The sequence below is a fragment of the Bradyrhizobium sp. 170 genome (genome assembly GCF_023101085.1).
In the GTDB taxonomy this organism is placed as follows: Bacteria; Pseudomonadota; Alphaproteobacteria; order Rhizobiales; family Xanthobacteraceae; genus Bradyrhizobium.
In genome coordinates this window covers 2,538,488-2,564,704 of sequence record NZ_CP064703.1, presented here as the reverse complement: position 1 = coordinate 2,564,704, position 26,217 = coordinate 2,538,488, and the positions used below count along the sequence as shown (strand labels likewise).

Genomic DNA, 26,217 nt, shown 5'->3' with positions numbered 1-26,217 from the left:
GGGATTGTTCCCTCATGAGTCAGTATGTCCTGCGTCGCCTCATGATCGCGGTCCCGAGCCTGCTCGGGATCTCGCTCGTCCTGTTCATCGTGCTGGCGCTGGCGCCCGGCGATCCGTTCAGTGAACTCGCGACCAATCCCAACGTGCCGCCCGAAGTAGCGGCGGCGCTTCGGGCCAAGTTCGGCCTCGACGATCCGATCTACCTCCGTTACCTGCACTGGCTTTCGGCCATGCTGCAGGGCGACTGGGGCTTTTCCTTCGTCAGCCGGATGAACGTCGACGCGCTGATCCTGCAGCGCCTGCCGACGACGCTCTATGTGATCGGCTCGGCGCAACTGCTGGCGCTCGCGATCGCTATACCGGTCGGGGTCTATGCCGCGACGAAGCCCTACTCGATCTTCGACCAGATCGCCAACACGCTCGCCTTCATCGGCTTTTCGCTGCCGACCTTCTTCACCGGCCTGCTGTTCATCCTGCTCTTTTCAATCACGCTGGACTGGCTGCCTTTCGTCTACACCACCGACATCAAGGCGACCGGCTTCCGCTGGGTGATCGAACAGGTTCGGCAGGCCCTCATGCCGGTGATGGTGCTCGGGCTGTTTCAGGCGGCTTCCATGACGCGCTTCGTGCGTTCGGCCATGCTGGACGTGATCCGCCTCGACTACGTCACCACCGCCCGCGCCAAGGGCCTCGGGCAAGCGAGAGTGATCGTCAAGCACGCGATGCGCAACGCCCTGATCCCGGTCGTCACGCTGGTCGCGCTGCAGATGCCCGCCGTGTTCGGCGGCGCCATCGTCACCGAACAGATTTTTCGCATTCCTGGCATCGGCTCGCTCCTGATCTCCTCCATCCTCTCCAACGACACGCCGGTCGTGATGGCCGTGACTTTCGTCTTCGCCTGTCTTGTCGTGCTCTTCAACCTGATCGCGGATGTCCTCTATGGCTGGCTTGACCCTCGCATCTCCCTCCGCTGAGCGGCGGCCGGCCTGGTCGCCCTGGCGCGAGACCTGGCGGCGCTATCGCCGCCACAAGCTCGCGGTGGTCAGCGCGGTCCTGCTGATCGTCCTGATCCTGGCGGTGGCGTTCGGTCCCTTCGTCTGGCGCGTCAGCATCAACGACATCGATTTCAACGCGCGCCTCGAAGGCCCCTCGCTCGCCCATCCCTTCGGCACCGACGATCTCGGTCAGGATATTCTCGCCCGCATGATCTACGGCGGACGCATCTCGCTCGCTGTCGGGCTGGCCGCGATGGCGGTCGCCGTCATCGTCGGCACGGTGATCGGCGCGCTCGCCGGCATGTCGCGCGGCGCGCTCGGGCATGCGCTGATGTGGCTCACCGACCTCTTCCTCTCGCTGCCGCAACTGCCGCTGCTCCTGCTGCTCATCTATCTGTTCCGCGACGGGCTCAAGACCGCCTTCGGCCCCGAGGGCGGCGTCTTCATTCTCATCGTGCTGGTCATCGGCGGCCTGCGCTGGATGCCGGTCGCCCGCCTGGTGCGCGCGCAATTCCTCTCGCTGCGCGAAAAGGATTTTGTCGAAGCCGCCCGCGCGCTCGGCGCCAGTCCGTTGCGGCAGGTGGTGCGCCACATCCTGCCCAACGCGCTGGGACCGGTGATCATTGCCGGCACCATCGACGTCGCCGCCGCCATCATTGCGGAATCGACGCTGTCGTTTCTCGGCCTGGGCTTCCCGCCCGACGTGCCGACCTGGGGCCGGCTGCTGTTCGACGCCAAGGACTTTCTCGACATCGCCGCCCACTGGGCGCTGTTTCCGGGCGGGGCGATCTTCGTTGCGGTAGTCGCCATCAATTTCATCGGCGACGGCATGCGCGACGCGCTCGATGCCAGGCGGGTGATCTGATGGCGCCGCTGCTCGAGATCAAGGGCCTGAAGACTCACTTTGCCACCGACGACGGCGTGCTGAGGGCGGTCGACGGCGTCGACATCGTGCTCAACAAGGGCGAGACGCTCTGCGTGGTCGGCGAGTCCGGCTGCGGCAAGACCGTTACGGCGATGTCGATCCTGAAGCTGATCGCGATGCCGCCGGGCCGCATCGTCGAAGGCCAGATCCTGTTCGAGGGCCGCGATCTCGTGCCGCTCACGAGCAGCGAAATGGACGACATCAGGGCCAGGGAGATCGGCTTCATCTTCCAGGAGCCGATGACCTCGCTCAACCCGGTGCTGTCGGTCGGCGAGCAGGTCGCCGAGAGCCTGCGCCGCCACGAGGGTCTCTCGAACAAGGACGCGCTTGCCCGCACAATAGAGATGTTCAAGCTGGTGCAGATTCCCAATGCCGAGGGCCGCGTGCATGATTACCCGCACCAGTTCTCGGGCGGCATGCGCCAGCGCGTCATGATCGCCATGGCGCTGGCCTGCAAGCCAAAACTCGTCATCGCCGACGAGCCGACCACCGCGCTCGACGTGACCATCCAGGCGCAAATCCTCGACTTGTTGCAGGACATGAAGGAACGCTTCGGCATGGCCGTGATGCTGATCACCCATGCGATGGGCGTCGTGGCCGAGACCGCGCAGCGCGTCGTCGTCATGTATGCCGGCAAGGTGGTGGAAGAGGCCGATGTCGACAGCCTGTTCGAAAGCCCGCGCCATCCCTACACGCAGGGCCTGATCCGCTCGATCCCGCGCATCGACCTCGACAGCGCGCACAAGACCCGGCTGGAAGCGATCGGCGGCTCGGTGCCGATGCTGATCAATCCCGCGCCCGGCTGCCGCTTCGCGCCGCGCTGCCGCTTCGCCTTCGCGCGCTGCTCGGAACAGGAACCGGTGCTGCGCGAGGTAGCATCTGGCCACCGCATGGCGTGTCACCTCGGAGAGACGCGGGGAGCGAGCGCATGAGCGAACCCCTGCTGCGCGTCACCGGCCTGAAGAAGCATTTTGCCGTCAAGGGCGGGTTGCTTTCGCGCGAGGTCGGGCGCGTTCACGCGGTCGACGGCGTGTCGTTCGTGGTCAATCGCGGCGAAACGCTCGGACTGGTCGGCGAGTCCGGTTGCGGCAAGTCCACCACGGCGCGCTGCGTGCTGCGCCTCATCGAACCCAGCGAAGGCGAGGTCGTCTTTGACGGACGCGACGTGCGCAGCCTTTCCGGCGGCGACCTGCGTGCCATGCGGCGCAACATGCAGATCGTGTTCCAGGACCCGTTCGCCTCGCTCAATCCGCGCATGACCGTCGCCGCGATCCTCGGCGAAGCCTTCACCATCCACGAGCTCGCCTCCTCGGCCAGCGAGCGGGACGACCGCGTGGCGAGCCTGCTCGTCAAGGTGGGACTGAAGGCCGAGCACATGCGCCGCTACCCGCACGAATTCTCCGGCGGCCAGCGCCAGCGCATCGGGATTGCGCGCGCGCTCGCGGTGGAGCCGAAGTTCATCGTGTGCGACGAGCCGGTTTCCGCGCTCGACGTCTCCATTCAGGCGCAGGTGATCAACCTGCTGGAGGACCTGCAGGCCGAACTCAACCTGACCTATCTGTTCGTCGCCCACGATCTCTCGGTGGTGGAGCATATTTCCGACCGCGTGGCGGTGATGTATCTCGGGCGCATCGTCGAACTGGCTGACGCGCGCGACCTCTACCGCCATCCCCGGCATCCCTATACCCAGGCGCTGCTCTCCGCCGTGCCGGTGCCGGACCCGAAGGTGAAGCGCAAGCGGATCCGCCTGCAGGGCGACGTGCCGAGCCCGATGAACCCGCCGCGCGGCTGTCATTTTCACACCCGCTGCCCGATCGCCGAGCCGCGCTGCCGGGAAAGCGCGCCCGAACTGAAGCAAGGCAGCGACGGGCATTTCGTGGCCTGCCATCTGGCCTGACGGTACGGGTCGAAAATAGACATACCGTTTTTTGAGATCACGTCACTGTCGGGTTCCCTACAGACAGCGGCTGCGGTCCGATTTTAGTTTGCGCACATGCCGGGACGGCATGGGGATCGGCGCGCCCCGGCATAGAACGACCCCAGTGGACCTCAGCCCCCGAAGCTGGGGTCGTTCTTTTGACCGGCGGCTTTTTGAAACAGGCCACTGTTAGCTGCTGACGGCGGCGCGTGTTCTGTCCGACTATTCGTCGCTTTCCGTGCGGGCGGCGTTGGCGTGAAATCAATCGTCGAAAATGAAGCGGCCCCGCCCCGGCGTGGTTGAACCACTCTTGCCGGGGCGGGGCCGAGATCTGGTTGTCGCGTTACCTCGGGTGAACGCCGTTCTTGCGAATGATGTCCGACAGCTGAGCCAAAAGCTCTCGAAGCCGGGCGTTCTCCTCGATCAGCGAGTGAGCTTCGTCGGCCTGTTCGTCGCGACGACGGGCGGACTCGTCCCCGCGCAGGGCATTCTCAAGCAATGAAAGAGCGTCGTCGGTCGGTTCCTCAACCCAAAATGAGGGTTCTGCGCGTCGGTCTCGCTTATTAAGCTGCGGATGGTCTACTCGCATGATTGATACTCCAATTTTAAAATGCGGAACGAGCCCCCAGTCTCTTTGTCGCGCGCGGAGAATGAGGTGAGTCGGCGGGCAATTTTGCGACTAAAATTGGAATCGCGCGGAGGCGACCCCGGCGCTAAAGCGGCGTGATTGCGGCGAATCTTTCAAGCGCGCGCGGCCCGGCACTGCAGCCTGCGCGTGCGATGTGTGGCGCCTTCGAGCAGAGCATGTCCTCGGAGGAGAACCCGGCTCGCGTCAGGAAAACGCGTCAAAACAACAATCTAGAACGGGTTCTGATTCAATCAGAATCGAAAAGTTCTCTCAAAGAAACGTGGCCAACTGATAGAGCGCATAAAGAACTTCCAGCCCCATGAGAACGAGCGCTGCGATCATCAGATAATAATTAAAATGCATGCGAAATTTGAAACCAATGCCTTTCGCGGCCCGTGCGGATCTCGCGCCAGGCCGTAAACCAAACTCGATACGCGTCGGAAGGGACAAGCCTCCAACGAACTATGCGTCGGCAACTAAAAAAGAAAGGCCTCCGCCGCCGCGGAAGTGACGCCTTTGACGCCTTTGTCGCGAGCCTCTTCTTGACCGGAGGTCTCTAGTTCGACGCCAGCTCGCCCTGCTCATACACCGTGGAAAATCTTGATTCCCCACAGCACGATGACGATGGCCAGTACCAGCGTAGCCGCCGTCAGTACACTTTCTAAGGAAGCGACTCTCATACTCACTCTCCGCTTCCCAGCCCCGCTACCGGTCTAGGTGATTCGTTGATTCGACTGCAATCGCATGATCACAATGCTTTGAACGTTGCCCCGCGGTTGTGTTTTACGGGTCACACATCTGGGTAATGGCGGCACGCCTCTCCGCCGCGACCGCATCGCAATGCGCCAACTGAAGCGGAAATGCCGCCTCTCCCGACGTTTCTCGATTGAAGAGGATTTACTCGGGCTGGCTTGCCGGAGCGTAGGAGCCGGCCGGGACCGGAGCGCTTCGCCGCCGTTCGGCGTGAGCCGCCAACCGGTCGTACTCCTCCGCCACCTTGAGCAGGCGACCCTGGTCCTTGACCGCATTCGCGGCTAACGCCCGTGTCAGTTCCGCGCGCCTGCGCCAGTGATCCGCATTGGTCAGGAAATCCGTCATCGATACGTTCCTAAATAAGATGCTTTGCTCCCCAGCCACGCAGATGTCAGAATGGTTCGCGATACGTCAAAAATTTGGCCTAATTCGATCTGCCGTGTGAATCAAAGGACGTGTGACCGATCTGCCGAGCCACTTCGCCGTTGCCTTTCCGACGCAAATTTGCCTCCGACTCAATGGAAAGCTCATCGCGGAACCGACGACTGGGCCACCTTGTGATCAGGAATGTGTCATGAGTATCGAACATCCGCCGCACGACAGACAGGCCCGCCGCAATGCATTTCGAAATGTCGGACAAGCCGACAATGTCGTGCCGCTGCGTGAAGACAATGGCGTGCGCCAGGCAAGTGAAGCGCCGCCTCAGGACGACGAACTTCTGACCGCCTTGTCGCCGCTGCTCGAGGAAGTCGACGGACTTCGGGGAGATGAAGCGCGGCATCAGGACACCGATAACCTTCCGGTGCTGCTCGAAGAGAATGCCCGGCTTCGAAAGCTTGCGGTCAAGCTGTCAAACCTTCTTGGCGATCTTCCCGAACCGGGCAAGTGAGATCGAGGTTGCCGCGATCAGCACGGCGCGGCCAAAGCAAAGGTAAGCGCGTCGTTTCGGCTGTTTACGCGTAGGTCGCGGTAACGCTCCCGAACGGACCGAAATCCGCGACATAGGTCTCGCCGGGCTTCGGCCGCAGCATGCCCGTCAGCGTCCCCGTGCTGACCGTCTGTCCCGCCTTCATTCCGATACCGGTGCGCGAGAGACCGGCGCGGCGGCTGTTGCGCAAAATGGCCGCGATCCGTTTGTTCGTCAGCTCGCGATATAATCGTGTGCCGACGTAAGGAGGGAAATGCGCTGGCAGCGCCGCGCCACCCAATAGCCGAACAACATTTCGCGTTTCGGCCGGAAGCTCTTTGAGTTTCGATCGTCTGGAAACGCTCTTCTCCCAACAAACGAAAGCCACGGAGCCAAGTCGACCGTACTCTGCCCCGAGCGAATCCAGCTTCGTATGGAGCCAATTCACGGGCTCGTCCCAAGACCCGTCGGAGTCGTCGCGGATTATTCTGCTGGATTCCTCCGCATCCGCCTCCGCGTTTAATGCCGGACTTCGCTGCACGAACGCGGCGCCTGATCTATCGCGCGCAAGAGCCCGTCATCTGCTTCCGACCAGCAGGCAGTTCGAAATAGAGGGGTAGACGTCATCGTCGCCTCTGAGGCCAATGAGGCAGGACTGACGTTACATCCAAAAGGACCCAGCTCGCCTTTCTGAGCACGGCTGCTGGGTGTCAGTTGAAGGGCAGGTTTTAACGCTCCCGCCTATCATTTAGATGGTTCCGACGTTCCTAGCTGCAATGAGATTACGCAAACTTAAGGTCCGCAGTGCCGGACGTGGTGCGTTAAACGGGACCTCGGTAAAGTGGACAAAAGAGGAAGGGGTCAAACCAACCTATCGGCGCGCCCAATTGAATATGCACGAAGAAAACTCGGGTGGAAATCAATGACAACAATCAAAACGGTCGAGACTGGACTCTATCGGATCCCGCTGACGGTTACCCTCTCCGACAGCACGCACGGCGAAATCGCAGCCTTTGAATTGGTGACATGCCGTGTTCGCGATTCGGATGGGGCTGAAGGCGTCGGTTATACCTACACCGTTGGCCGCAATGGCGGCGCGATCGCCGATATCCTCAAGCGAGAGATCCCTGAGCTGATCGAGGGCCGGCAAGCCGACGACACCGAAGCCATCTGGCATCACGTCTGGTGGGGCCTGCATTATGACGGGCGCGGCGGACCGCCCGTGCTTGCGCTCTCGGCGCTCGATATCGCCCTGTGGGACCTGAAGGCGCGCCGCGCCGATCTGCCGCTGTTCCGTCTGCTCGGTGGCTTCGACGCCCGCGTGCCCTGTTACGCGGGCGGCATCGACCTCGATCTTTCCGTCGAAGCGCTTCTCAAGCAAACCGACGATAATCTTGCCAAGGGCTTTCGCGCCATCAAGATGAAGGTCGGCCGCCCGGATCTCGCGTCCGACGTCGCTCGCGTGCAGGCGATGCGCCAACATCTCGGTAACGGCTTCCCCCTGATGGCGGATGCCAACATGAAATGGACGGTCGAGGAAGCCATCCGTGCCGCGCGCGCCCTGCAGCCCTGCGACCTCACCTGGCTCGAGGAGCCGATCATTCCCGATGACATTGCCGGTCATGCCCGCATCATGGCTACTGGCGGCGTGCCGATCGCGGCCGGCGAGAACCTGCGCTCGCTTTGGGAGTTCAAGAACTATATCGCGGCCGGCGCTGTGTCCTATCCCGAGCCCGACGTCACCAATTGCGGCGGCGTCACGGCCTTCATGAAGATCGCGCGGCTCGCAGAAGCGTTCAATCTTCCGGTCACCAGCCACGGCGCGCACGATGTCACGGTCCACCTTCTCGCGGCCTGCCCAAATCGTTCCTATCTCGAAGCACACGGATTTGGGCTCGATCGGTATATCGAGCACCCGCTCCTCCTCGACCAGGGCATGGCATTGGCGCCAACCCGGCCCGGCCACGGAATCAGCTTCGACTGGAACGGATTGGCGCAACTCGCACAATGATCGCAGAAGCTGCGTGGGCGCTCAGAAGGACAGCCAAGAGCAATAAAAGGGTCGGCGAACTTCGTTGGCGGCAAGGCGGGATCGCTGTTCCTGCCCTCTCCTTCTTCAAAACTCTCTTGGGAAACGATCGCTGCCTCGCGCGTTGTGGGAGAGGAAAAAATAGGAGGATAGCTCATGCGAACCTCGATTCTCGCCACGACGGCCGCTTTTGGCATTGCCATCGCCGCGCCAGCACAGGCTCAGCAGTCGACGGCGCCTGGCCAGCAACAGATGCAATCCGACAAGCAGATGCAGGAGGAAGCGGATAAAGGCATCAAGACCCGCGACTCCGGAGAATCCGGATTTGTGGGGCAACAGGAAAAGCCGGGTGCTTCCGCGCATCCGCCTGGGCGTCCCGAGCCGAGCAGCAGCCAGATGACGACAGGTTCGGGCGCTGGTACGGGTAGCGGTTCCGAGACCAGCCGCACGCCACGCTAGCGGTAAATTCAGCACGGTGCCCTGCGCAAAGCGGTCCTAAGCAAATATTGCGGGCTTGGTGGATAGCCGGCGCGCTCTCGCCGCTACGCGTCACTTCGCGCCGGATTTTTCCAGGATCGCAACCATGTCGCGATAGCCGCGGCTCCGCGCGAGCGTGAGCGGCGTCGATCCGCTGCCGTCGGGAATATTGACGTTGGCGCCGGCGTCTACCAGAGCGCGCAAGGTCTCGGTGTGGTTCTTGCCGCCATCGCCGAGCACGATCGATTCGATCAGCGCGGTCCATTGCAGATTGTTGACGTGATCGAGCGGCGCCTTTGCGGCAATCAGTGTCCGCACGACCTCGGCGTGACCGAGATGAGCGGCCGCAATCAGGGCTGTGCCATCATAGCGGCTGGTAACCGCCTTCGCGTTGCCGCCGCCTTCAAGCGCGATCCTGAGCATCGGCACGTCGTTGGCGACCGCTGCAATGGTGATGATGTCATAGCGGTCGATGTCCAGCTTGTTCGGATCGGCGCCGAGCCGGATCAGGGCGCGCGCGGCATCGTGCTGCTTTTGATAGACCGCGACGTGCAGCGGCGTGCGATGCCGCGCGTCGAGCGCTTCCTTGTTTTCGGCAGAAGCGACGCGCGCTTCGATATCGGCGACGTCGCCACGAGCGGCGGCGGCGTGCAGTCCGCTATAGGCGCGTAATTCAATTTCGGTTGGGGCGACCTGCGCCGACGCCGGCAGCACGGCCAGCAGCGCGACGAGAAGGGCGACGAGGAATTGCATCAGAAAGCTCCGGCCAACGGCCATCAGAAAACATAGCAGCGGTGGTACGGCGCACAATCGAGTTTGCTGTCGGGTATCGGCCCGCCCCATCGCGCCGGAAAAGCGATGCGCGAAAAATCTAATTTGCTGAATGGATTCAATCTGATTTGGGTCGTCCAGCTTCCTCGGCAAAAATAATTCGCTTCCCCCTCACCCCAAATCAGTGGCTATTTCCGCGCGTCCCGCCTCGACAAGAGGGGCGTATCGCGATCGTCACGAACGCGAGGCGGGATGTGGTGGACGCAGCAGCGTCGGCGCGAGAAGGTTCGCAGGGCGGTTATCCGTGAGCGAGCACGGCGCGCACGACGTACGGCGCTGATGCGTACGGCAAAACCGTGTGGTCCCGACACCCGTGGCTGGTGCCAAGCTGTCGGTGGCGACTTCGATCCGACCGGATCGATTTAGCCATCAAGCCGGCAGCGATGGAGGCAAGACGAATTCGTCTCCAGGGAGAGCGCGGCATAAGCCGTCAAACCATTGCGCAGGGAATGCCGGAGTGCTCCGGCTGTACCTGTATGCTCGTGTGCGCCTCTATCTCCACATTGCACACGAGACCGCGGGTGCAGCAAGCACCCGGCATTCCCTGCTCCCTCTCAGGAGGGACAAGGTCCATGCAAGCCTCGGACGCCGATTGCGCCGCGAGAACGCATGTTTATGTTTCGTTTCAGGCAGGGAATCCGCGGTTGACTCGGGAACCGCCAGCAATCAGAAAAAGCCCTGAAAAATGAATGGCAAAGATAAATGGTCGGAGTGGCAGGATTCGAACCTGCGACCCCTGCGTCCCGAACGCAGTGCTCTACCGGGCTGAGCCACACTCCGACTTGGAACGCGGCTTATAGCCTTGGGTTTCGGCGACCGCAAGCAGCCGGATTAAGGAAATTAATCACAGTGAATGTTGGCCTGAAAACCCAGATTTTGCCCGCCGGCGAGGCTGCCGTGGCAGCGGCTGCGCGTATCCTGGCCGAAGGCGGGCTGGTCGCGTTCCCGACCGAGACCGTCTATGGCCTCGGCGCCGATGCCACCAATCCGGCCGCGATCGCCCACCTCTACCAGGCCAAAGGCCGGCCGGCGTTCAACCCGCTGATTGCCCATGTCGGCGATATCGCCGCTGCGCGGCAGATCGCGCGGTTTGATGCCCCGGCAATAGCGCTCGCCGAAGCGTTCTGGCCCGGCCCGCTGACGCTGGTGCTGCCGAAAACGGAAAACTGCGCGGTGGCCGACCTCGCCACCGCCGGCCTCGATACAGTCGCGATCCGGATACCGGCCCACCCTGTGGCGCGCGACATCCTGCGAGCCTTCGGCGGTCCCGTGGTGGCGCCATCGGCCAATCTCTCGGGTCACGTCTCCCCGACCATGGCCGCGCATGTGCAGAGCGACCTTGCGGGGCGGATCGACCTGATCGTCGACGGCGGTGCGGTCGAGGTTGGCGTGGAATCGACCATCGTCGGCTGCTTCGATGCGCCGATGCTGTTGCGGCCCGGCGGCCTGCCGCGCGCGGAGATCGAGCGCGTGCTGGGCCGCCCGCTGAGGCAAGCGCTCGCTGATGCCGAGAGCGACAGCGGGCAACCGCTGGCGCCGGGCATGCTGGCGTCCCATTACGCGCCGCGCGCGCGCGTGCGCCTCAACGCGCAAGTGCTGGAGCCCGACGAGGCATTGCTGGCGTTCGGCCTCGGAGCAATTTCGGGAATTGACGCCGCCTCCACAGTGATGAATCTGTCGGAGCGCGGCGACCTCGACGAGGCTGCCACCAATCTGTTCGGCCATCTTCGCGCGCTCGACGGCAAGGGCGTGCGCACCATTGCGGTGATGCCCATCCCGAACGAGGGATTGGGCGAAGCCATCAACGACCGGCTGCGCCGCGCAGCCGTGGGGCGAGAATGAACGGGCGGGCATGAAAGAAAAAGAGAAGACGACAATGAATATCGTTCAAGGCGCCGTGCCACCCCTTCCCGCCGAGTTGATCGCGAAATTTCGTGCTGTTGTCGGCGACAAATATGCGGTGACCGATGCCGCCGATATCGCGCCCTACGTCACCGAGGAACGCGACCTGTTTCATGGCCGCTCGCCATTGGTGTTGCGGCCCGGCTCGACGGCGGAAGTGTCCGCGATCTGCAAGCTCGCCAGCGAGCACAAAATCGCGCTGGTGCCGCAGGGCGGCAATACCGGCCTGGTCGGCGGACAGACCCCGCACAATGGCGAAGTCGTCGTCTCGATGCGGCGGCTGGACAAGATCCGCGAGATCGATCCCGCTTCCAACACCATGACGTGCGAGGCCGGCGTGGTGCTGCAGATCGCGCAGCAGCGCGCGGCCGAAGTCGACCGTCTGTTCCCGCTGTCGCTCGGCGCGGAAGGAAGCTGCACCATCGGCGGCAATCTCTCCACCAATGCCGGCGGCACCGCTGCATTGGCGTACGGCGTGGCGCGCGAGATGGCGCTCGGGCTGGAGGTGGTGCTGGCCGACGGACGGATCCTGAACGGATTGTCAAAACTGAAGAAGGACAACACCGGCTACGACCTGCGCAACCTCTTCATCGGCGCCGAGGGCACGCTCGGCATCATCACCGCGGCGACGTTAAAACTGTTTCCGAAGCCGCACGCGGTGGAAACCGCCTATGTCGGCCTCAAGTCGCCGGCGCAGGCACTGAAACTGTTGTCGATCTCGCAGAACGAGGCGGCTGGCAGCCTCACCAGCTTCGAACTGCTGGCCGACATCGCGGTCGATTTCAGCTTGCGTCACGGCATCGACATCCGCGATCCCCTGACGACCAAGCATCCCTGGTACGTGCTGATGGAATTGTCGTCCTCGCGCGACGACGCCAGCGCGGCGCTGGAATCCATCCTCGCCAAGGGCATGGAAGAAGGCATCGTCGACGACGCCGTGATCGCGGCCAATCTCTCCCAGCGCGCCGGGTTCTGGAAACTCCGCGACGAAATGTCGGCCGCGCAGAAGCCGGAAGGCGGCTCGATCAAGCACGACATCTCGGTGCCGGTAGCCGCCGTTCCTGATTTCATCGAAGAGGCCAATGCCGCGGTGGTAAAACTCATTCCGGGCTCGCGGCCGGTGCCGTTCGGCCATCTCGGCGACGGCAACATCCACTACAATGTCAGCCAGCCGGTCGGCGGCAACACCGCCGACTTCATGTCGCGCTGGCACGAGGTGAACGAGGTGGTGTTCGCGATCGTGCTGCGGATGGGCGGATCGATTTCCGCCGAGCACGGCATCGGCGTGCTCAAGCGCGACGAACTGCCCGACGTCAAGGACAAGGTCGCGATCGAGTTGATGCGCGGCATCAAGGCGATGCTCGACCCGCTCGGCATCATGAATCCCGGGAAAGTGCTGTGACCGTGACTGCTGCGAAGACAATTCCCGCGCTCGCTATCGCCGACATTGCGGACGCCGATGTCGCCACCGTTATCGCGCTGTGGCAGGCCTGCGGCCTGACGCGGCCGTGGAACGATCCCGCCGCCGACATAGCGCTCGCCCGCCGCGAGCCGAATTCAACGATCCTGATCGGCCGCGACGGTGACGCGATCGTGGCGACCGCGATGGTCGGCTATGACGGCCATCGCGGCTGGGTCTATTACGTCGCCTCCGATCCACAGCGCCGCGCCAAGGGCTATGGCCGCGCCATCATGAACGCGGCCGAGGACTGGCTGCGCGCGGCCGGTATCCTGAAACTTCAACTTATGGTTCGCAAAGACAATGCGCAGGTCCACGCGTTCTACCAGTCGCTCGGCTATTACAACCAGCAGACCGTGACCTTCGCCAAATGGCTCGACGGCCGCGAGCCGACGCCGTAGTTTCCAAACGAACAGGCAGCCATGACCATCTCCGATCGCGTCCGCGTTAAGAACGTCGAGATCCTCTCCGACGATTACTACCTGCTGAACAAAACCACGTTCGAATATCGCCGCGCCAGTGGCGAGTGGCAGACGCAATTCCGAGAGACCTATGACCGCGGCAACTGCGCCACGGTGTTGCCGTACAATCTTGCGCAGCGCACCGTGATACTGGTGCGCCAGTTTCGCTATCCGGTCTATGTCAACGGCTACGACGACCTCCTGATCGAGGCTGCGGCCGGCGTGTTGGACGGCGAAGCGCCCGAGGTGCGGATCCGCGCTGAAGCGGAGGAGGAGACCGGGTATCGGTTAGGGGCGATCAGAAAGATCTTCGAAGCCTTCTCGAGCCCGGGCTCGGTGACCGAGAAGCTGCACTTCTTCGTCGCCGAGTACGATCCCTCGATGCGGGTCGGCAGCGGCGGCGGCCTCACCGACGAAGGCGAGGACATCGAGGTGCTGGAACTGCCGATCAATTCTGCGCTCGCGATGATATCAGATGGCCGCATCGTCGATGCGAAAACCATCATGCTGCTGCAGTACGCCGCGCTGCATATTTTCAAGTGAGAACCGTAGGGTGGGCAAAGCGCAGCGTGCCCACCATGCGTCCCAAAATCGTAAGAATGGTGGGCACGCTTCGCTTTGCCCACCCTACAAATGCTACGCCTCAAAACAACGAGCCCTGCCCGTCATCCTCCGGCGCCGCCGCGGCCTTGCGCGGCGCGGCCTTCTTCGCGGGCTTCGGCTCCTCCGCCGCCCGCTCCTCGTCGGTGATCGGCAGCAGCAATTGCGCGTCGTCATTGACGACGCGGTTGACGCGGGTGGAAATCTCATGCCAGGCGAACTCGCCCTCAGTCGGCCCGCGCAGCAGCGGCATGACATCCTCGGCGTCGTACGCGCGGCCGTCGAGCCACCGTTCGAATTCCTCGGGCGCGATCGTGACGGGCACGCGGTGATGCAGCGCGGCGAGGTCGCGGCTGGCCGGCGCGGTGACGATGGCGACGCTGTCGGTCTCCTCGCCGTTCGGCCCCATCCAGGTTTCCGCAAGCGCGGCAAAGCCAACGGGACGGCCGTCGCGGCGATGGATGAAGAACGGCCGCTTGCGGCCGCTCGCATCCTGCCATTCGTAATAGCCGTCGGCCGGAATCAGGCACCGCCGCCGCTTGATGGCGTTCTTGAAAGCAGGCTTATCGAGAACCGTCTCGGAGCGCGCATTGATCAGCAGCGCAAATTTACGGGGATCCTTCACCCACGACGGAATCAGTCCCCAGCGCATCAGCCGGAAGTGGCGGCCGCCATTTTCCAGGATGACAACCGGAACTGGCTGCGTAGGCGCGATATTATACCGCGGCGGGAAATTGGGCTGCTCGAGATAGCCGAAAATCTGCCGGAGTGCCTCGGGCGGTGATGTAATGACGAAACGTCCGCACATTATCTGACCAAGATAAGCCCCTGTTTAACGAGTGTTAACCCCAGATGTTAACAGTGGAACAGATGACCTCCATGGCTGCCACAGAAGTGCGATCCGATCGCCCGATACCGCCACCGACGATGGCTCGTATAGACGAGGCGCGCGCGGAGCAATTGCGGGCGGCCAACATCAATCCCCGCACCGGGCTCGCCACCGACTACCTGAATCATTTCAACGAAGCCATCATGCTGCTCGAAATGGTCCCGGACATGCCGGAATGCGCGGAGGATTTCCTCACCTGGACCCCGCTGTCCTACGCCGAGCACTTCTGGGCCTCCAACTTCAAGGCCCGCGACCTCGCGATCGAGGCCTATGAATGCGCCGACCCCAAGGTCCGTGCCAATTTCGACAATCTCACCGCTACCATGACCTCGATCCTGACCGCGGTGGGCCAGGCGATGCGCGAGGCCCAGCAGGACAAGACCCGCTCCACGCTGGCCGAGCAGGCCACCGCCTGGGTCAAGCCGCTGGTGGCGCTGGCCGGCGGCGTCATCAACGGCAACGCCGACAACGACGTCGAAGCGGTCATGTCGAACTAGCCTCCCCACCCTTCGCTGCTATCAGCCGCATTAGACCTTCGCGGACCGATCGGGCATGATCACAGCAAGTTCCCTGCGTACCGGATCACCCCTTGGCTTCCCCTGACCAGCCGACCCGCCCCCAGCTCGCCGTCAGCGGCGCGATCTTCCGTGACGGCAAGGTCCTGCTGGTCCGCCGCGCCCGCTCGCCCGGCAAGGGTTTTTACTCGTTCCCCGGCGGCCGGGTCGAATTCGGCGAATCCCTGCACACCGCGCTCCACCGCGAGGTGGACGAGGAAACCGGCTTAAGAATCGAGATCCTGGGCCTAGCTGGCTGGCGCGAGGTGCTGCCCGGGGCCGGCGGCGGCGGGCACTACCTGGTCATGTCGTTCGCGGCGCGCTGGACGGCCAGGGAGCCGGTCCTGAACGACGAGCACGACGATTTCAAATGGTTGGCGCCGGATGGGCTCGGCGACCTCAAGGTGACCGGCGGCCTCCGGGAGGTGATCGAGGCCGCCCGGAAGCTGGTCTAGGCGGTCATTCCAGGGGCCTCACACCTTGCCTCGGGCGTATTGAGGGGGCATATCGGCCCTCAAATGCTCAAGCACGCCCTCGCCGCCCTCATCCTTATTTCGGCCTGCCATCTGGCCCCCGCACGGGCCCAGGATGCCGCCGCGCCGTTTGACGGCGACCTGCAGCGGCTGGCCGAGATTCTCGGCACCCTGCATTATCTGCGGGGCATTTGCGGCTCCAATGAAGGGGCGAAATGGCGCAATGAAATGCAGGCGCTGATCGACGCCGAAACCCCCTCCGGCGACCGCCGCGCCCGCATGATCGCGGGCTTCAACCGCGGCTATAATGGCTTCCAGCAGACCTACCGGACCTGCACGCCCGCGGCCTCGGTCGCGATCCGCAGGTATATCGAGGAAGGCTCAAAGATCTCGCGCGATCTGACCGCGCGCTACGCGAACTAGGCAACCATGGACGCGATATTCTTCGACCTCGACGGAACGCTGACCGACCCCAAGCCGGGCATCACCCGTTCGATCCAGTACGCGCTGCAAAGGCTCGATCATCCCACGATCCCGACCGAAGACGAGCTGACCTGGTGCATCGGTCCGCCGCTGCGCACAAGCATGGTGAGATTGCTCGGCGGCGATCACCGGGCCGACCACGCCGTGTCGCTCTATCGCGAGCGATTTTCCGACATCGGCCTCTATGAGAACCGCGTTTACGACGGCATCGACGAGGTGCTGACGTCGCTATGCGCATCGGGCCACCGGCTGTTCGTCGCCACCAGCAAGGCGCACGTATTCGCCGACCGCATCATCGACCATTTCGGCCTGCGCGGCCATTTCGAGTGCGTGTTCGGCGCCGAGCTCGACGGCACGCGCGCGGACAAGTCGCACCTGCTGGAGTATGCGCTGAAGGAAACGTCGGTCGATCCGTCGAAAACGCTGATGATCGGCGACCGCAGCCACGATATGGTCGGCGCGAAAAACAACGGCATGAAAGGCATCGGCGTGTTGTACGGCTACGGCAGCCGGGACGAGTTGCTGAAAGCCGGCGCGCATCGTGTTTGCGCGACCCCGGGAGCGATCCTCGGCTGCATTGCGTGAAACGCGCGGGAACTTTTGTTGCCGCCTGAAATTCGAGGAGCGCCGTTAACCTTTCCTAAAGATGTGGCCTAGGCGAGCCTGCCGCGCGTGCTACAGCTTGTCGCGTTAGGATGCGTTCCGCCCTGGTTCGCGCGCAGATTTCGTTGAGCTTCATGAGCCGCCCAGCCTCTTTCCCGATCGCCCACGACCCGCTTCCCGACCTCGAGCAGAAGCAGACTGCCCTGAGCTACCTGAACGAAGCCTGGGCGGAAGCGCGGCACGAGGGCGTCGATGGCGACTGCCTTGCACAGGCAAGCCTGTTCACGGCACTGGCCGAACTGGTCTCGACCTACGGCGAAGATGCGGTGGCAAAGTTCGTGGAGGGCGTTCCTGCCCGCGTCCGCAATGGCGAGTTTTCGCTGAAGCTTGCGAAGCAGTAAATCCGCTACACCGTCATCGCCCGCGAAGGCGGGCGATCCAGTACGCCGCGGCCCATCGATTCAATCACTGCCGTCTCTGGAATACTGGATCACCCGCCCCAGTGCGCAATTGCGCACAAGGCGGGTGACGACGACTGTGATTGGCGCGGCGTCTTGCCCTTGCTCGACAAAGAAATCTACGCCTTCAGCGTCTCCAGAAACTGCACCGGCTCGCCGGTGGAAGGCGTCGTCACCTCACCCTGCCACATCACGCGTCTGCCGCGCACGAATGTGCCGACCGGCCAGCCGGTGACGCGCACGCCGTCATAAGGCGTCCAGCCGGCGCGCGAGGCCACCCATTTGTTGGTGATGGTCTCGCTTCGCTTCAGATCGACGATGGTGAAGTCGGCGTCATAGCCCGCCGCGATGCGGCCCTTGCAGGCGATGTTGTAGAGCCGCGCGGGACCTGCGCTCGTCAGATCGACGAAACGCGCCAGTGACAGCCGCCCGGCATTGACGTGATCGAGCATCAGCGGCACCAGCGTCTGCACGCCGGTCATGCCAGAGGGCGAAGCCGGATAGGTCTTCGCCTTTTCCTCCAGCGTGTGCGGCGCGTGGTCGGAGCCGAGCACGTCGATGATGCCCTGCTCGATGCCGCGCCAGATCCCCTCGCGGTGATCGGCCGAGCGCACCGGCGGGTTCATCTGCGCGCGGGTGCCGAGCCGCTCGTAGCATTCGGGCGCGGCCATGGTGAGGTGATGCGGCGTCGCCTCGCAGGATGCGACGTCCTTGTGATCCCTCAAATATTCGATTTCCTGCTTGGTCGAGATGTGCAGCACATGGATGCGTTTTCCCGTTTCGCGCGCGAGATTGACCAGCCGCTGCGTCGCCATCAGCGCCGCAGTCTCGTCGCGCCATACCGGATGCGAGCGCGGGTCGCCCTCGATGCGAAGCGGCTTGCGCTCGTTGAGGCGATATTCGTCCTCGGCGTGGAAGGCAGCGCGGCGGCGGATCACCTGGAAGATGCGCCGCAGGCTTTCGTCGTCCTCGACCAATAGCGCGCCGGTGGAGGAACCGATGAACACCTTCACGCCGGCGCAGCCCGGCGCGCGCTCCATTTCCGGCAGATCCTGTACGTTCTCGCGGGTGCCGCCGATGAAGAAAGCGAAGTCGCAATGCATGCGGTGATGGCCGCGCTTCACCTTATCGGTGAAGTTGGCTTCCGTGACGGTCAGAGGATCGGTGTTCGGCATTTCGAATACCGCCGTCACCCCGCCCAGCACGGCGCTGCGCGATCCCGTCTCCAGGTCTTCCTTGTGGGTCTGGCCCGGCTCGCGGAAATGGACCTGCGTGTCCATCACACCGGGCAGGATGTGCAGGCCCCTGCAGTCGATCGTCTCGCCGGCGGAAGCCTGTCCCAGCCCGCCGATCGCGGCGATCCGGCCATTGGAAATGCCGATGTCGCGGATGCCCTCGCCGTCCTGATTGACCACGGTGCCGGATTTTAGAATGGTGTCAAATCGTTGATTCATCGGAGCTTCAATCGCGCGGGCCTTGTTGGCGGCACCTTAGCGCCTTAACTTCGCATGGGATATCCGCCACCTGCGTTTCCCCAGGAACTTCAAAAAGCACGTCAAAAGAGGCTGATTTAGCTTATGAAAGCAGCGTTTCTTCCGGACCGGGGCGTGGTCAAGGTCAGCGGCGAGGATGCCCGCAACTTCCTCAACGGCCTCGTCACCACAGACGTCACGCTGCTGCAGCCCGGCCTTGGCCGGTTCGGCGCGCTGCTGACGCCGCAGGGCAAGATCACGGCCGATTTCCTGATCACCGAAGCCCCGGCCGGCCATGGCGGCGGCTTCCTGATCGATGCACCCCGCGCGCTGGCGCAGAACCTCGCCGACAAGCTCGGCTTCTACAAGCTGCGCGCCAAGGTCGCGGTCGAGAACATCTCCGACAGCCTGGGCGTGCTGGCGGTGTGGGACGGCGAGCCGGCCGTGAAGCCCGATCTGGCTTTCGCCGATCCGCGGCATGAAGCGCTGGGCTGGCGCGTTCTCGTGCCCCAAGATCTCAAGCAGAAGGTGGCCGATCTGATCGGCGCCGATCTCGTCGACAGCGACGCCTATGAGGCCCATCGCATCGCTTCGGGCGTGCCGCGCGGCGGGCTCGATTTCATGTACAGCGACGCGTTTCCGCACGAGACCAACATGGATCGCCTGCACGGCGTCGACTTCGACAAGGGCTGCTATGTCGGCCAGGAAGTGGTGTCGCGGATGCAGCATCGCGGCACCGCGCGCACGCGGATCGTGCGGGTCACGCTCGAAGACTTTTCGCCGGAGACCGGCGTCGCCGTTCTCGGCGGCGACAAGCAGGTCGGCACCATGGGATCGACCGCCGGCGGCCACGGCCTCGCGCTGGTCCGGATCGACCGCGTTGCGGACGCGCTCGATGCGGGACTGACGTTGACGGCCGGCGGCCTTGCGATCCGGCTGACCGACCCGAACGACGTCCGCACCCCGCCGAAGCAGACCGTCGCATGAGCAAATTCCCATGAGCCGGTCCGCACGCCTGCACGCCGACGGCAAAACACGGTGCCCGTGGCCCGGCGAAGACCCGTTCTACATGGCCTATCACGACACCGAATGGGGCGTGCCTGAGTATGACGACCGGGCGCTCTATGAAAAGCTGATCCTCGACGGCTTCCAGGCCGGACTGTCGTGGATCACGATTTTGCGCAAGCGCGAAAACTTCCGCAAAGCGTTCGACGATTTCCAGCCAGAAAAGATCGCGCGCTACAGCGACAAGAAGATCCACGCGCTGATGAACGATGCCGGCATCGTGCGCAACCGCGCCAAGATCGAAGGCGCCGTCAACAGCGCCAAAGCCTATCTGAAAATCATGGAGGAAGGCGCGGGCTTCTCCAAGTTTCTGTGGGACTTCGTCGACGGTAAGCCCGTCGTCAACCAGTTCAAGACCACCGCCAGCGTGCCGGCCTCGACGCCGGTCTCGGTCAAGGTTTCAAAGGAGCTCGGCGCACGCGGCTTCAAATTCGTCGGCCCGACCATCGTCTACGCCTTCATGCAGGCCACCGGCATGGTCAACGACCATCTGGTCACCTGCTTCTGCCACGAGAACTGCAGCGGTAAACTTCGCAAGCCCCGCCTCAAGGCCAAATGACGACGCGCAAATCGTACCATGTCGCCAACCGCGCCTGGCAGCGGATGCTGTCGGGGCGTCGGCTCGACCTGCTCGACCCCTCCCCGCTCGATATCGAGATCGCCGACATTGCTCATGGCCTGGCGCGCGTCGCGCGCTGGAACGGGCAGACCAGCGGCGCGCATATTTTCTCGGTGGCGCAGCACACCCTGTTGGTCGAAACCGTGATGCGCGAGCAGATGCCGCGCGTCGACGTCCGCTTCCGGATTGCAGCGCTGCTGCACGACGCGCCGGAATATGTCATCGGCGACATGATCTCGCCGTTCAAGGCAGTGCTGGGCGGCGACTACAAGGTGGTGGAGAAGCGCCTGCTCGCGGCGATCCATATCCGCTTCGGCCTGCCGCCGGTTCTCGCGGACGAAATCACCAAGGCCATCAAGGCGGCCGATCGCGGTGCGGCCTATCTCGAAGCCACCCATCTGGCCGGATTTTCGGAAGGAGAGGCCAAGCGCCTGTTCGGCAGGGATCCCGGCCTGCCCGAGACCACGGTGCGCGATTATCTGACGCCGTGGACCGCAGCCCGGGCCGAGAAGCAGTTTTTGGCTCGATTCAAGCTGCTGCTTGGTTGATCGCCCCGCCAATCCTGCTTTCACCGCCCAGCCTGCGGGCCTATAATTGCGACAAAACAGGACCTTCCAGGGAATGCTTCGCAGGATCGCCATGCTTCACATCTGTTCGCTTGCCGCCCTTCCCGAGACCGTCAGAGCCACCGGCGCCAGCCACATCCTCACCGTGATGGCCAATGTCGATCAGGTGCTGCGGCCGGCTTCAGTGCTCGAGGCCAATCATCTGAAAGTGTCGATGGACGACATCACCGAGCAGATGGACGGTTTTGTCGCGCCATCGGACCAGCATATCGAGAGGGTGCTGAACTTCGTCCGCAATTGGGACCGCAGCGCGCCGATGGTGGTGCATTGCTATGCCGGCATCAGCCGCTCGACCGCGAGCGCCTTTGCCGCCGCCTGCGCGCTCAATCCGCACCGCAACGAGATCGAGATTGCCCGGCAAATTCGCGCTCGCTCTCCGATCGCTTCCCCGAACCGGCTGATCGTCAGCCTCGCCGACAGAGCGCTCGGGCGAGAGGGCCGGATGCTGCGCGCCCTCGATGAAATGGGCCCCGGCAGCATGACGGTCGAAGGCCGGCCGTTCCGCCTCGATCTGGATTAGCGGCCGATTTGAACTTTTAACGGACAACGGCACACACAGGATTGCAACCAGGCTGCGGACGTGGCCGGTTAACGCTCTCACGCGCCCGCCTGGAGGCCCGATGTTCGACGAACCCTTCGTTTTCTTCTTCGCGCCGCTCGTAATCGCGATCGTCGCTTTGATTTTCGCGCGGAAGGCCATGAACCAGGTGGCGGAGTTGCGCCAGCGCCTGGATGCAATCCAGGCGACGCCGGCGGCCGCCGCTGCGCCCGTGCCTCCGCCGCTCACGCCATGGGAAGCGTTCGAGCAGAGCCTGCCGTCGGCTTCAGCCGGCGCTACGCCGACACCACCGCCCATCGTTCCCGACACAGAATCCGTCGCTCCCGTTGCGCCTTCCGAGACATCAGAGCAGGCCGCAGGCGGCGCGGCGCCACCGCCACCCCCGCTGCCGCAATCCGATCGTGGCTTCGAGGAAACCGTCGGCACTCGCTGGGTCGTGTGGATCGGCGGGCTGACGCTGGCGCTCGGCGGGTTCTTCATGGTCCGCTATTCGATCGAGGCCGGCCTGCTCGGCCCGGGCGTCCGCACGATGCTGGGCGGCCTGTTTGCGCTGGCCCTGCTGCTGGCCGGCGAATGGACGCGCCGCAAGGAGAGCGTGTCTTCGATAGTAGCACTGCCGATCGCCAATATCCCGGCCATCCTGACGGCCGCCGGAACGGCGGTCGCGTTCGCCACGGTGTATGCGGCCTATGCGCTTTACGGCTTCCTGGTGCCGGCCACCGCCTTCATCCTGCTCGGGCTGGTCGCGATGGGCACGCTGGCCGCGGCGCTGCTGCATGGGCCGGCGCTTGCCGGTCTCGGCGTCGTCGGCGCTTTCGTGACGCCGGTCCTGGTCTCGTCCGGCAAGCCGGACTTCTGGGCGCTCTACATCTATCTCGCGATCGTCACCGCAGCCGCTTTCGGCCTTGCACGCGTGAGGTTGTGGCGCTGGCTCGCGGTCACCACGATCGCGTTCGCGCTGTTGTGGACGTTCCCCTGCCTGCAATGCGGTCCGTCGATGGTCGGCCCGCATGCGTTCCACGTGCTCGCCGGTTTCATTCTCGCCGCATTGCTCGTGGTGTGCGGTTTCATGTTCGGTCCGCCCGCCGACGAGGGCCAGGTCGAGCCGATCTCATCCGGCTCGCTCGCGGCCTATTTGCTGGGCGCAACCTTGATCGTGCTGAACGGCTTCCATGCTGACGCTGCGATGATCGTGTTCGGCCTGCTGGTGGCCGGCAGTCTCCTGGTCGCCTGGCGCAGCGACGCCGCCGCCGGCGCCGTCGGGGCCGCGGCCGCGTTGGTCTTTGTCGTATTCGCCGAGTGGGCCGTTCGCGCCAATCCCGACATGCTGGTGCTGCCCGGCGGCCCGTTGTCGGGCATCGGGCCGAACGCCACGGACGGATCGGTGTCGCTGCACCTGATCTCGGCCGCGATCTTCGCGGCAGGTTTTGGCGTGGCGGGATTCCTCGCGCAGGGGCGTTCAACAGGACCGATCATACCGGTGATCTGGTCGGCGGCGGCGGTCTTCACGCCGCTGGCGCTGCTGGTCGCGCTCTACGCCCGCATCGCGCATCTCGACCGCTCGATCCCGTTTGCCATACTCGCGGTGCTGCTGGCTGTGGCCAATGCCGCCGCGACCGAGATCCTCAGCAAGCGCGATGACCGTCCGGGACTGCAGGCTTCGATCGCGCTGTTTGCGACCGGCACGCTTGCAGCGCTGGCGCTCGCGCTGACCTTTGCGCTGGAAAAAGGCTGGCTGACGATCGCGCTGGCGCTGATGTCGGCAGGCACCGCCTGGATTTCGACGCAACGGCCGATCGCGTTCCTGCGCACGCTTGCGGCCATCCTCGCCGGCATCGTGGTGCTGCGGATCGGTTACGAGCCGCGCATCGTAGGTGAGGCCGTCGGCACCACGCCGATTTTCAACTGGCTGTTGTGGGGCTATGGCATTCCCGCCGCATCATTCTGGGCCGGCAGCATCTTGCTGCGCCGCGGCGGCGATGACGCGCCGTTGCGGACGGTAGAGGCGGCGGCGATCCTGTTCACGGTGCTGCTGGCATTCATGGAAATCCGCCATGCCGTCAACAATGGCGACGTCTATCGCCAGAGCGCCGGACTCACCGAGGTCGCGCTGCAGGTCTGCGTTGCGCTCGCAATGGCGATCGGGCTGGAACGCCTCCGCATCCGTACCGGCAGCGTCATTCACAATGCCGGTGCTATCCTGCTCACTGCGTTTGCCGGCCTTGCCGCGCTGTTCGGGCTGATGTTGCTGGAGAACCCGATTCTCTGGTCGATCGATGTCGGCGGCATCGTGATCAACCTTTTGCTGCTCGGCTACGCCCTGCCTGCGGTGCTCGCGCTGCTGTTGTCCTATGCCGTGGCGGGCAGACGCCCGACCGGCTACGCCAACACGATCGCGGCAGGAGCGCTCATTCTCGCACTCGCCTATGTGACATTTGAGATCCGGCGGATCTACCACGGCCCGGTCACAGCGCATGGTCCGACCACCGGCGCCGAGCAATACACCTACTCGATTGCCTACCTCGCGTTCGGCGTCGTCCTGCTCGGCATCGGTATTCTCGTCAACTCGCAGCGCGCGCGGCTGGCGTCAGCGGTTGTCATCGCGCTGACGATCCTGAAAGCCTTCCTGATCGACATGTCGACACTGACGGGCGTCTATCGCGCGCTGTCCTTCATGTGTCTGGGCCTGGTGCTGGTGGCGATCGGCTGGCTGTACCAGCGGATCCTGTTCCGCAGGCAGGCGGCGGCACCGGTTGCCCCGGCAACGCCGACAGGGAGTTGATCAGGCAGCGCGCACCGAATCGAGGAATTTGGCGACCTCGAGCTTGAGACGGTTGCTGTCTCCCGACAGCGACTGCGCCGCGGAGAGAACGTGCGACGAGGCGGTCTCCGTCTCGGTCGCGCCGCGCTGCACGTCGGTGATGTTGGCGGAGACCATCTGCGTCCCCTGCGCGGCCTGCTGCACGTTGCGGGAGATTTCCTGCGTCGCCGCGCCCTGCTCTTCCACGGCGGCTGCGATCGCGGAGGAAATTTCGGAAAGCTTTCCGATGGTGCCCGAGATCTCCTGGATGGCGCCGACCGAATCCTGGGTTGCAGCCTGAATACCGGTGATCTGTTGCCCAATCTCGCCGGTGGCCTTGGCGGTCTGTTCGGCCAGCGCCTTCACTTCGGACGCAACGACCGCGAAGCCACGGCCGGCTTCACCGGCGCGTGCCGCCTCGATGGTGGCGTTGAGCGCAAGCAGGTTGGTCTGGCCCGCGATGTTGTTGATCAATTCGATCACGTCGCCGATGCGGGCGGCGGCCTTCGACAATTCGCCGACCCGATCGTTGGTCCTTGAGGCCTGATCCACGGCTTCGCTGGCCATCCGCGCCGATTCCTGCACCTGCCGGCTGATCTCATTGACCGAGGACGCCATTTCCTCGGTGGCGGATGCGACCGACTGCACGTTGGTGGAAGCCTCTTCCGAGGCTGCCGAGACGGTGGTGGCGAGTTCCTGCGCGCGCTCCGCGGTCGAGCTCAGCGTGCCTGCGGATGCCTCGAGTTCGGTGGAGGCCGACGACACGGTTTCGACGATCTCGCCAATCATGGCCTCGAAGTTGCGGGTGATGCCGTCGACACGGCGGCCGCGCTCGATCTTGGCTTCAGCATCGCGGGCGGCGGCTTCATCGGCAACCTTCTTGGCGATCAGCGCATCCTTGAACACCTGCAAGGCGTCCGCCATGACGCCGATTTCGGTCTTCTCACCGCGGCGCGTCACTGCGGCGGTCAGGTCGCCGCTTCCCAGCGCCTGCATCGGCTTCACGATGGAGGCGATCCCGCGCGAGAGGTCGCGGACCAGATAGACCCCCACGCCGACGCCGCAGATGACGACGGCAGCGACTATGCTCAACACGAGCCAGAATGCAAAATTGTAACCTTCGGCGGCCTGCCGGGTTGCGGTGTCCGCACCCGTATTGTTGAGATTGATGCCCTTCTCGAGAAACGCATCGGATTCGGCGGCGATGACCGCAACCTTCTTGGAGATGGCTTCGCCCGCCTCATGGGGAATCCGGCCGATGCTCTGGCGCGACAGGTCGATCACCTCCTGGACGCCTGTGATGTACTTGTCCCAGGCGCGCGCCCAGTTCTCGTAGATCGAGCGCTCTTCGGGAGAGGTAATCATCGGCTCGTAAGCCTTGCGATCTTTCGCGATCCTTTCGAGGATGCCGGCCAGTCGCTTGTCGTTGGCGGCCTTCGCCTCCAGCGTTTCCGCCATGACATGGGCACGGAGCGCAACGCGGAACAGGTTGATATCCGCGCGCAGTTCACCGAGCACCCGAACGCTCGGAAGCCAGCTCGAGGCGATTTCCACCGTATGGGCGTTGATCACCTGCATGCTGCGGATTGCCAAGAGGCCCGTGCCGGACATCGCAATCAGCATTAATGCGATCACGGCGATGACTTTGGCGCGGATGGAAAGTGCGGACATGGCTGGCTCTCTCAAGCGTTGGAGATGGGCGACGCGGAATTATGAGGAACTGCCGTCAAA

Annotated in this window: 28 protein-coding genes, 1 tRNA gene and 1 pseudogene; 21 read left to right on the top strand and 9 right to left on the bottom strand. The window is 63.8% G+C overall.

Annotated elements, in window-relative coordinates:
* Positions 1–14 precede the first annotated feature (14 nt).
* The 4 genes from IVB05_RS11990 to IVB05_RS11975 are packed head-to-tail and all read left to right on the top strand — an operon-like array spanning position 15 to position 3,817.
* Positions 15–974, top strand: a complete 960-nt coding sequence (locus IVB05_RS11990; protein WP_247784457.1) for an ABC transporter permease — start codon at positions 15–17, stop codon at positions 972–974.
* The gene (locus IVB05_RS11985) at positions 940–1,860 is read left to right on the top strand and encodes an ABC transporter permease (protein WP_247784455.1); all 921 of its coding nucleotides are present in this window, start codon (positions 940–942) and stop codon (positions 1,858–1,860) included. The genes IVB05_RS11990 and IVB05_RS11985 overlap by 35 nt, the downstream gene beginning before the upstream one ends.
* On the top strand, positions 1,860–2,852 hold the full coding sequence (locus IVB05_RS11980; protein ID WP_247784453.1) for an ABC transporter ATP-binding protein: 993 nt from the start codon (positions 1,860–1,862) through the stop codon (positions 2,850–2,852). Before IVB05_RS11985 ends, IVB05_RS11980 begins: the two co-directional genes overlap by 1 nt.
* The gene (locus IVB05_RS11975) at positions 2,849–3,817 is read left to right on the top strand and encodes a dipeptide ABC transporter ATP-binding protein (RefSeq protein ID WP_247784451.1); all 969 of its coding nucleotides are present in this window, start codon (positions 2,849–2,851) and stop codon (positions 3,815–3,817) included. Before IVB05_RS11980 ends, IVB05_RS11975 begins: the two co-directional genes overlap by 4 nt.
* A 364-nt stretch (positions 3,818–4,181) precedes the next feature.
* Here IVB05_RS11975 and IVB05_RS11970 read toward each other — a convergent pair whose 3' ends face one another.
* Complete coding sequence (locus IVB05_RS11970; protein WP_247784449.1) at positions 4,182–4,427, bottom strand: hypothetical protein; 246 nt, start codon at positions 4,425–4,427, stop codon at positions 4,182–4,184.
* Between the two features lie 936 nt (positions 4,428–5,363).
* Complete coding sequence (locus IVB05_RS11965; protein WP_247784447.1) at positions 5,364–5,564, bottom strand: hypothetical protein; 201 nt, start codon at positions 5,562–5,564, stop codon at positions 5,364–5,366.
* A gap of 112 nt (positions 5,565–5,676) precedes the next feature.
* On the opposite strand from IVB05_RS11965, the gene IVB05_RS11960 reads away from it, so the two are divergent.
* Entirely contained in the window at positions 5,677–6,108 is a 432-nt protein-coding gene (locus IVB05_RS11960; protein ID WP_247784445.1) for a hypothetical protein, read from the top strand.
* Positions 6,109–6,172: 64 nt separating this feature from the next.
* Here IVB05_RS11960 and IVB05_RS11955 read toward each other — a convergent pair whose 3' ends face one another.
* Positions 6,173–6,337 (bottom strand): hypothetical protein, encoded by a 165-nt coding sequence (locus tag IVB05_RS11955; RefSeq protein WP_247787444.1) that lies wholly within the window; start codon positions 6,335–6,337, stop codon positions 6,173–6,175.
* Positions 6,317–6,562: pseudogene (locus tag IVB05_RS11950) on the bottom strand (hypothetical protein); the annotation flags it as partial. The pseudogene IVB05_RS11950 and the gene IVB05_RS11955, both read right to left, overlap by 21 nt.
* Positions 6,563–7,048: 486 nt before the next feature.
* Here IVB05_RS11950 and IVB05_RS11945 point away from each other — a divergent pair.
* Positions 7,049–8,137, top strand: coding sequence for a mandelate racemase/muconate lactonizing enzyme family protein (locus tag IVB05_RS11945; RefSeq protein ID WP_247784443.1), 1,089 nt, complete (start codon positions 7,049–7,051; stop codon positions 8,135–8,137).
* A 174-nt stretch (positions 8,138–8,311) separates the two neighbouring features.
* Complete coding sequence (locus IVB05_RS11940) at positions 8,312–8,614, top strand: hypothetical protein (protein ID WP_247784441.1); 303 nt, start codon at positions 8,312–8,314, stop codon at positions 8,612–8,614.
* A 90-nt stretch (positions 8,615–8,704) separates the two neighbouring features.
* Here the strand turns inward: IVB05_RS11940 and IVB05_RS11935 are convergent, their stop codons facing one another.
* Together IVB05_RS11935 and IVB05_RS11930 are read right to left on the bottom strand one after the other, a co-directional pair.
* Entirely contained in the window at positions 8,705–9,385 is a 681-nt protein-coding gene (locus IVB05_RS11935; protein WP_247784439.1) for an ankyrin repeat domain-containing protein, read from the bottom strand.
* A 781-nt stretch (positions 9,386–10,166) separates the two neighbouring features.
* Positions 10,167–10,243: transfer RNA gene (locus IVB05_RS11930), tRNA-Pro, on the bottom strand.
* Between the two features lie 69 nt (positions 10,244–10,312).
* Here IVB05_RS11930 and IVB05_RS11925 point away from each other — a divergent pair.
* From IVB05_RS11925 to IVB05_RS11910, 4 genes are read left to right on the top strand one after another with little or no spacing between them, the layout of a single operon-like run.
* Positions 10,313–11,305 carry an L-threonylcarbamoyladenylate synthase gene (locus tag IVB05_RS11925; RefSeq protein WP_247784437.1) on the top strand — a complete coding sequence of 331 codons (993 nt, stop codon included), beginning with the start codon at positions 10,313–10,315 and terminating at the stop codon, positions 11,303–11,305.
* Between the two features lie 34 nt (positions 11,306–11,339).
* Positions 11,340–12,767, top strand: coding sequence for an FAD-binding oxidoreductase (locus IVB05_RS11920; RefSeq protein ID WP_247784427.1), 1,428 nt, complete (start codon positions 11,340–11,342; stop codon positions 12,765–12,767).
* Between the two features lie 2 nt (positions 12,768–12,769).
* A complete protein-coding gene (locus IVB05_RS11915; protein ID WP_247786666.1) occupies positions 12,770–13,225 on the top strand; it encodes a GNAT family acetyltransferase in 456 nt (151 codons plus the stop codon).
* Between the two features lie 21 nt (positions 13,226–13,246).
* Positions 13,247–13,828 (top strand): GDP-mannose pyrophosphatase, encoded by a 582-nt coding sequence (locus IVB05_RS11910; RefSeq protein ID WP_247784425.1) that lies wholly within the window; start codon positions 13,247–13,249, stop codon positions 13,826–13,828.
* Between the two features lie 100 nt (positions 13,829–13,928).
* Here the strand turns inward: IVB05_RS11910 and IVB05_RS11905 are convergent, their stop codons facing one another.
* Positions 13,929–14,693 carry an SOS response-associated peptidase gene (locus IVB05_RS11905; protein ID WP_247784423.1) on the bottom strand — a complete coding sequence of 255 codons (765 nt, stop codon included), beginning with the start codon at positions 14,691–14,693 and terminating at the stop codon, positions 13,929–13,931.
* A 119-nt stretch (positions 14,694–14,812) separates the two neighbouring features.
* On the opposite strand from IVB05_RS11905, the gene IVB05_RS11900 reads away from it, so the two are divergent.
* The 5 genes from IVB05_RS11900 to IVB05_RS11880 all read left to right on the top strand — a co-directional run bounded on the left by IVB05_RS11900 (position 14,813) and on the right by IVB05_RS11880 (position 17,288).
* Complete coding sequence (locus IVB05_RS11900; protein ID WP_247786665.1) at positions 14,813–15,271, top strand: hypothetical protein; 459 nt, start codon at positions 14,813–14,815, stop codon at positions 15,269–15,271.
* A gap of 92 nt (positions 15,272–15,363) precedes the next feature.
* Positions 15,364–15,783, top strand: a complete 420-nt coding sequence (locus IVB05_RS11895) for an NUDIX hydrolase (RefSeq protein ID WP_247784421.1) — start codon at positions 15,364–15,366, stop codon at positions 15,781–15,783.
* A gap of 63 nt (positions 15,784–15,846) precedes the next feature.
* On the top strand, positions 15,847–16,224 hold the full coding sequence (locus IVB05_RS11890; RefSeq protein WP_247784420.1) for a TIGR02301 family protein: 378 nt from the start codon (positions 15,847–15,849) through the stop codon (positions 16,222–16,224).
* 6 nt (positions 16,225–16,230) lie between these two features.
* Entirely contained in the window at positions 16,231–16,869 is a 639-nt protein-coding gene (locus IVB05_RS11885) for an HAD family hydrolase (protein WP_247784418.1), read from the top strand.
* A 152-nt stretch (positions 16,870–17,021) separates the two neighbouring features.
* A complete protein-coding gene (locus IVB05_RS11880; RefSeq protein WP_247784416.1) occupies positions 17,022–17,288 on the top strand; it encodes a hypothetical protein in 267 nt (88 codons plus the stop codon).
* 176 nt (positions 17,289–17,464) lie between these two features.
* Here IVB05_RS11880 and IVB05_RS11875 read toward each other — a convergent pair whose 3' ends face one another.
* On the bottom strand, positions 17,465–18,799 hold the full coding sequence (locus tag IVB05_RS11875) for a dihydroorotase (protein ID WP_247784414.1): 1,335 nt from the start codon (positions 18,797–18,799) through the stop codon (positions 17,465–17,467).
* Between the two features lie 123 nt (positions 18,800–18,922).
* Between IVB05_RS11875 and IVB05_RS11870 the strand changes: the two genes are divergently transcribed.
* From IVB05_RS11870 to IVB05_RS11850, 5 genes are all read left to right on the top strand, one after another.
* Positions 18,923–19,804, top strand: coding sequence for a folate-binding protein (locus tag IVB05_RS11870; protein ID WP_247784412.1), 882 nt, complete (start codon positions 18,923–18,925; stop codon positions 19,802–19,804).
* A 10-nt stretch (positions 19,805–19,814) separates the two neighbouring features.
* Entirely contained in the window at positions 19,815–20,441 is a 627-nt protein-coding gene (locus IVB05_RS11865; RefSeq protein WP_247784410.1) for a DNA-3-methyladenine glycosylase I, read from the top strand.
* Complete coding sequence (locus tag IVB05_RS11860; protein WP_247784408.1) at positions 20,438–21,049, top strand: HD family hydrolase; 612 nt, start codon at positions 20,438–20,440, stop codon at positions 21,047–21,049. The genes IVB05_RS11865 and IVB05_RS11860 overlap by 4 nt, the downstream gene beginning before the upstream one ends.
* Positions 21,050–21,140: 91 nt before the next feature.
* The gene (locus IVB05_RS11855) at positions 21,141–21,647 is read left to right on the top strand and encodes a protein-tyrosine phosphatase family protein (RefSeq protein WP_247786664.1); all 507 of its coding nucleotides are present in this window, start codon (positions 21,141–21,143) and stop codon (positions 21,645–21,647) included.
* Between the two features lie 100 nt (positions 21,648–21,747).
* On the top strand, positions 21,748–24,468 hold the full coding sequence (locus tag IVB05_RS11850; RefSeq protein WP_247784406.1) for a DUF2339 domain-containing protein: 2,721 nt from the start codon (positions 21,748–21,750) through the stop codon (positions 24,466–24,468).
* On the opposite strand, the gene IVB05_RS11845 is transcribed toward IVB05_RS11850, so the two are convergent.
* Positions 24,469–26,157: a methyl-accepting chemotaxis protein gene (locus IVB05_RS11845; protein WP_247784398.1), complete on the bottom strand. Its 1,689-nt coding sequence runs from the start codon at positions 26,155–26,157 to the stop codon at positions 24,469–24,471.
* Positions 26,158–26,217 lie beyond the last annotated feature (60 nt).

Coding starts and splice junctions, on each gene's coding strand:
- IVB05_RS11900 (WP_247786665.1), top strand. CDS start 14,813: ATGGCTCGTATAGACGAGGCGCGCGCGGAGCAATTGCGGGCGGCCAAC.
- IVB05_RS11910 (WP_247784425.1), top strand. CDS start 13,247: ATGACCATCTCCGATCGCGTCCGCGTTAAGAACGTCGAGATCCTCTCC.
- IVB05_RS11885 (WP_247784418.1), top strand. CDS start 16,231: ATGGACGCGATATTCTTCGACCTCGACGGAACGCTGACCGACCCCAAG.
- IVB05_RS11920 (WP_247784427.1), top strand. CDS start 11,340: ATGAATATCGTTCAAGGCGCCGTGCCACCCCTTCCCGCCGAGTTGATC.
- IVB05_RS11945 (WP_247784443.1), top strand. CDS start 7,049: ATGACAACAATCAAAACGGTCGAGACTGGACTCTATCGGATCCCGCTG.
- IVB05_RS11935 (WP_247784439.1), bottom strand. CDS start 9,385: ATGCAATTCCTCGTCGCCCTTCTCGTCGCGCTGCTGGCCGTGCTGCCG.
- IVB05_RS11905 (WP_247784423.1), bottom strand. CDS start 14,693: ATGTGCGGACGTTTCGTCATTACATCACCGCCCGAGGCACTCCGGCAG.
- IVB05_RS11970 (WP_247784449.1), bottom strand. CDS start 4,427: ATGCGAGTAGACCATCCGCAGCTTAATAAGCGAGACCGACGCGCAGAA.
- IVB05_RS11940 (WP_247784441.1), top strand. CDS start 8,312: ATGCGAACCTCGATTCTCGCCACGACGGCCGCTTTTGGCATTGCCATC.
- IVB05_RS11860 (WP_247784408.1), top strand. CDS start 20,438: ATGACGACGCGCAAATCGTACCATGTCGCCAACCGCGCCTGGCAGCGG.
- IVB05_RS11985 (WP_247784455.1), top strand. CDS start 940: ATGGCTGGCTTGACCCTCGCATCTCCCTCCGCTGAGCGGCGGCCGGCC.
- IVB05_RS11890 (WP_247784420.1), top strand. CDS start 15,847: ATGCTCAAGCACGCCCTCGCCGCCCTCATCCTTATTTCGGCCTGCCAT.
- IVB05_RS11980 (WP_247784453.1), top strand. CDS start 1,860: ATGGCGCCGCTGCTCGAGATCAAGGGCCTGAAGACTCACTTTGCCACC.
- IVB05_RS11990 (WP_247784457.1), top strand. CDS start 15: ATGAGTCAGTATGTCCTGCGTCGCCTCATGATCGCGGTCCCGAGCCTG.
- IVB05_RS11875 (WP_247784414.1), bottom strand. CDS start 18,799: ATGAATCAACGATTTGACACCATTCTAAAATCCGGCACCGTGGTCAAT.
- IVB05_RS11845 (WP_247784398.1), bottom strand. CDS start 26,157: ATGTCCGCACTTTCCATCCGCGCCAAAGTCATCGCCGTGATCGCATTA.
- IVB05_RS11870 (WP_247784412.1), top strand. CDS start 18,923: ATGAAAGCAGCGTTTCTTCCGGACCGGGGCGTGGTCAAGGTCAGCGGC.
- IVB05_RS11975 (WP_247784451.1), top strand. CDS start 2,849: ATGAGCGAACCCCTGCTGCGCGTCACCGGCCTGAAGAAGCATTTTGCC.
- IVB05_RS11850 (WP_247784406.1), top strand. CDS start 21,748: ATGTTCGACGAACCCTTCGTTTTCTTCTTCGCGCCGCTCGTAATCGCG.
- IVB05_RS11880 (WP_247784416.1), top strand. CDS start 17,022: ATGAGCCGCCCAGCCTCTTTCCCGATCGCCCACGACCCGCTTCCCGAC.
- IVB05_RS11855 (WP_247786664.1), top strand. CDS start 21,141: ATGCTTCACATCTGTTCGCTTGCCGCCCTTCCCGAGACCGTCAGAGCC.
- IVB05_RS11965 (WP_247784447.1), bottom strand. CDS start 5,564: ATGACGGATTTCCTGACCAATGCGGATCACTGGCGCAGGCGCGCGGAA.
- IVB05_RS11865 (WP_247784410.1), top strand. CDS start 19,815: ATGAGCCGGTCCGCACGCCTGCACGCCGACGGCAAAACACGGTGCCCG.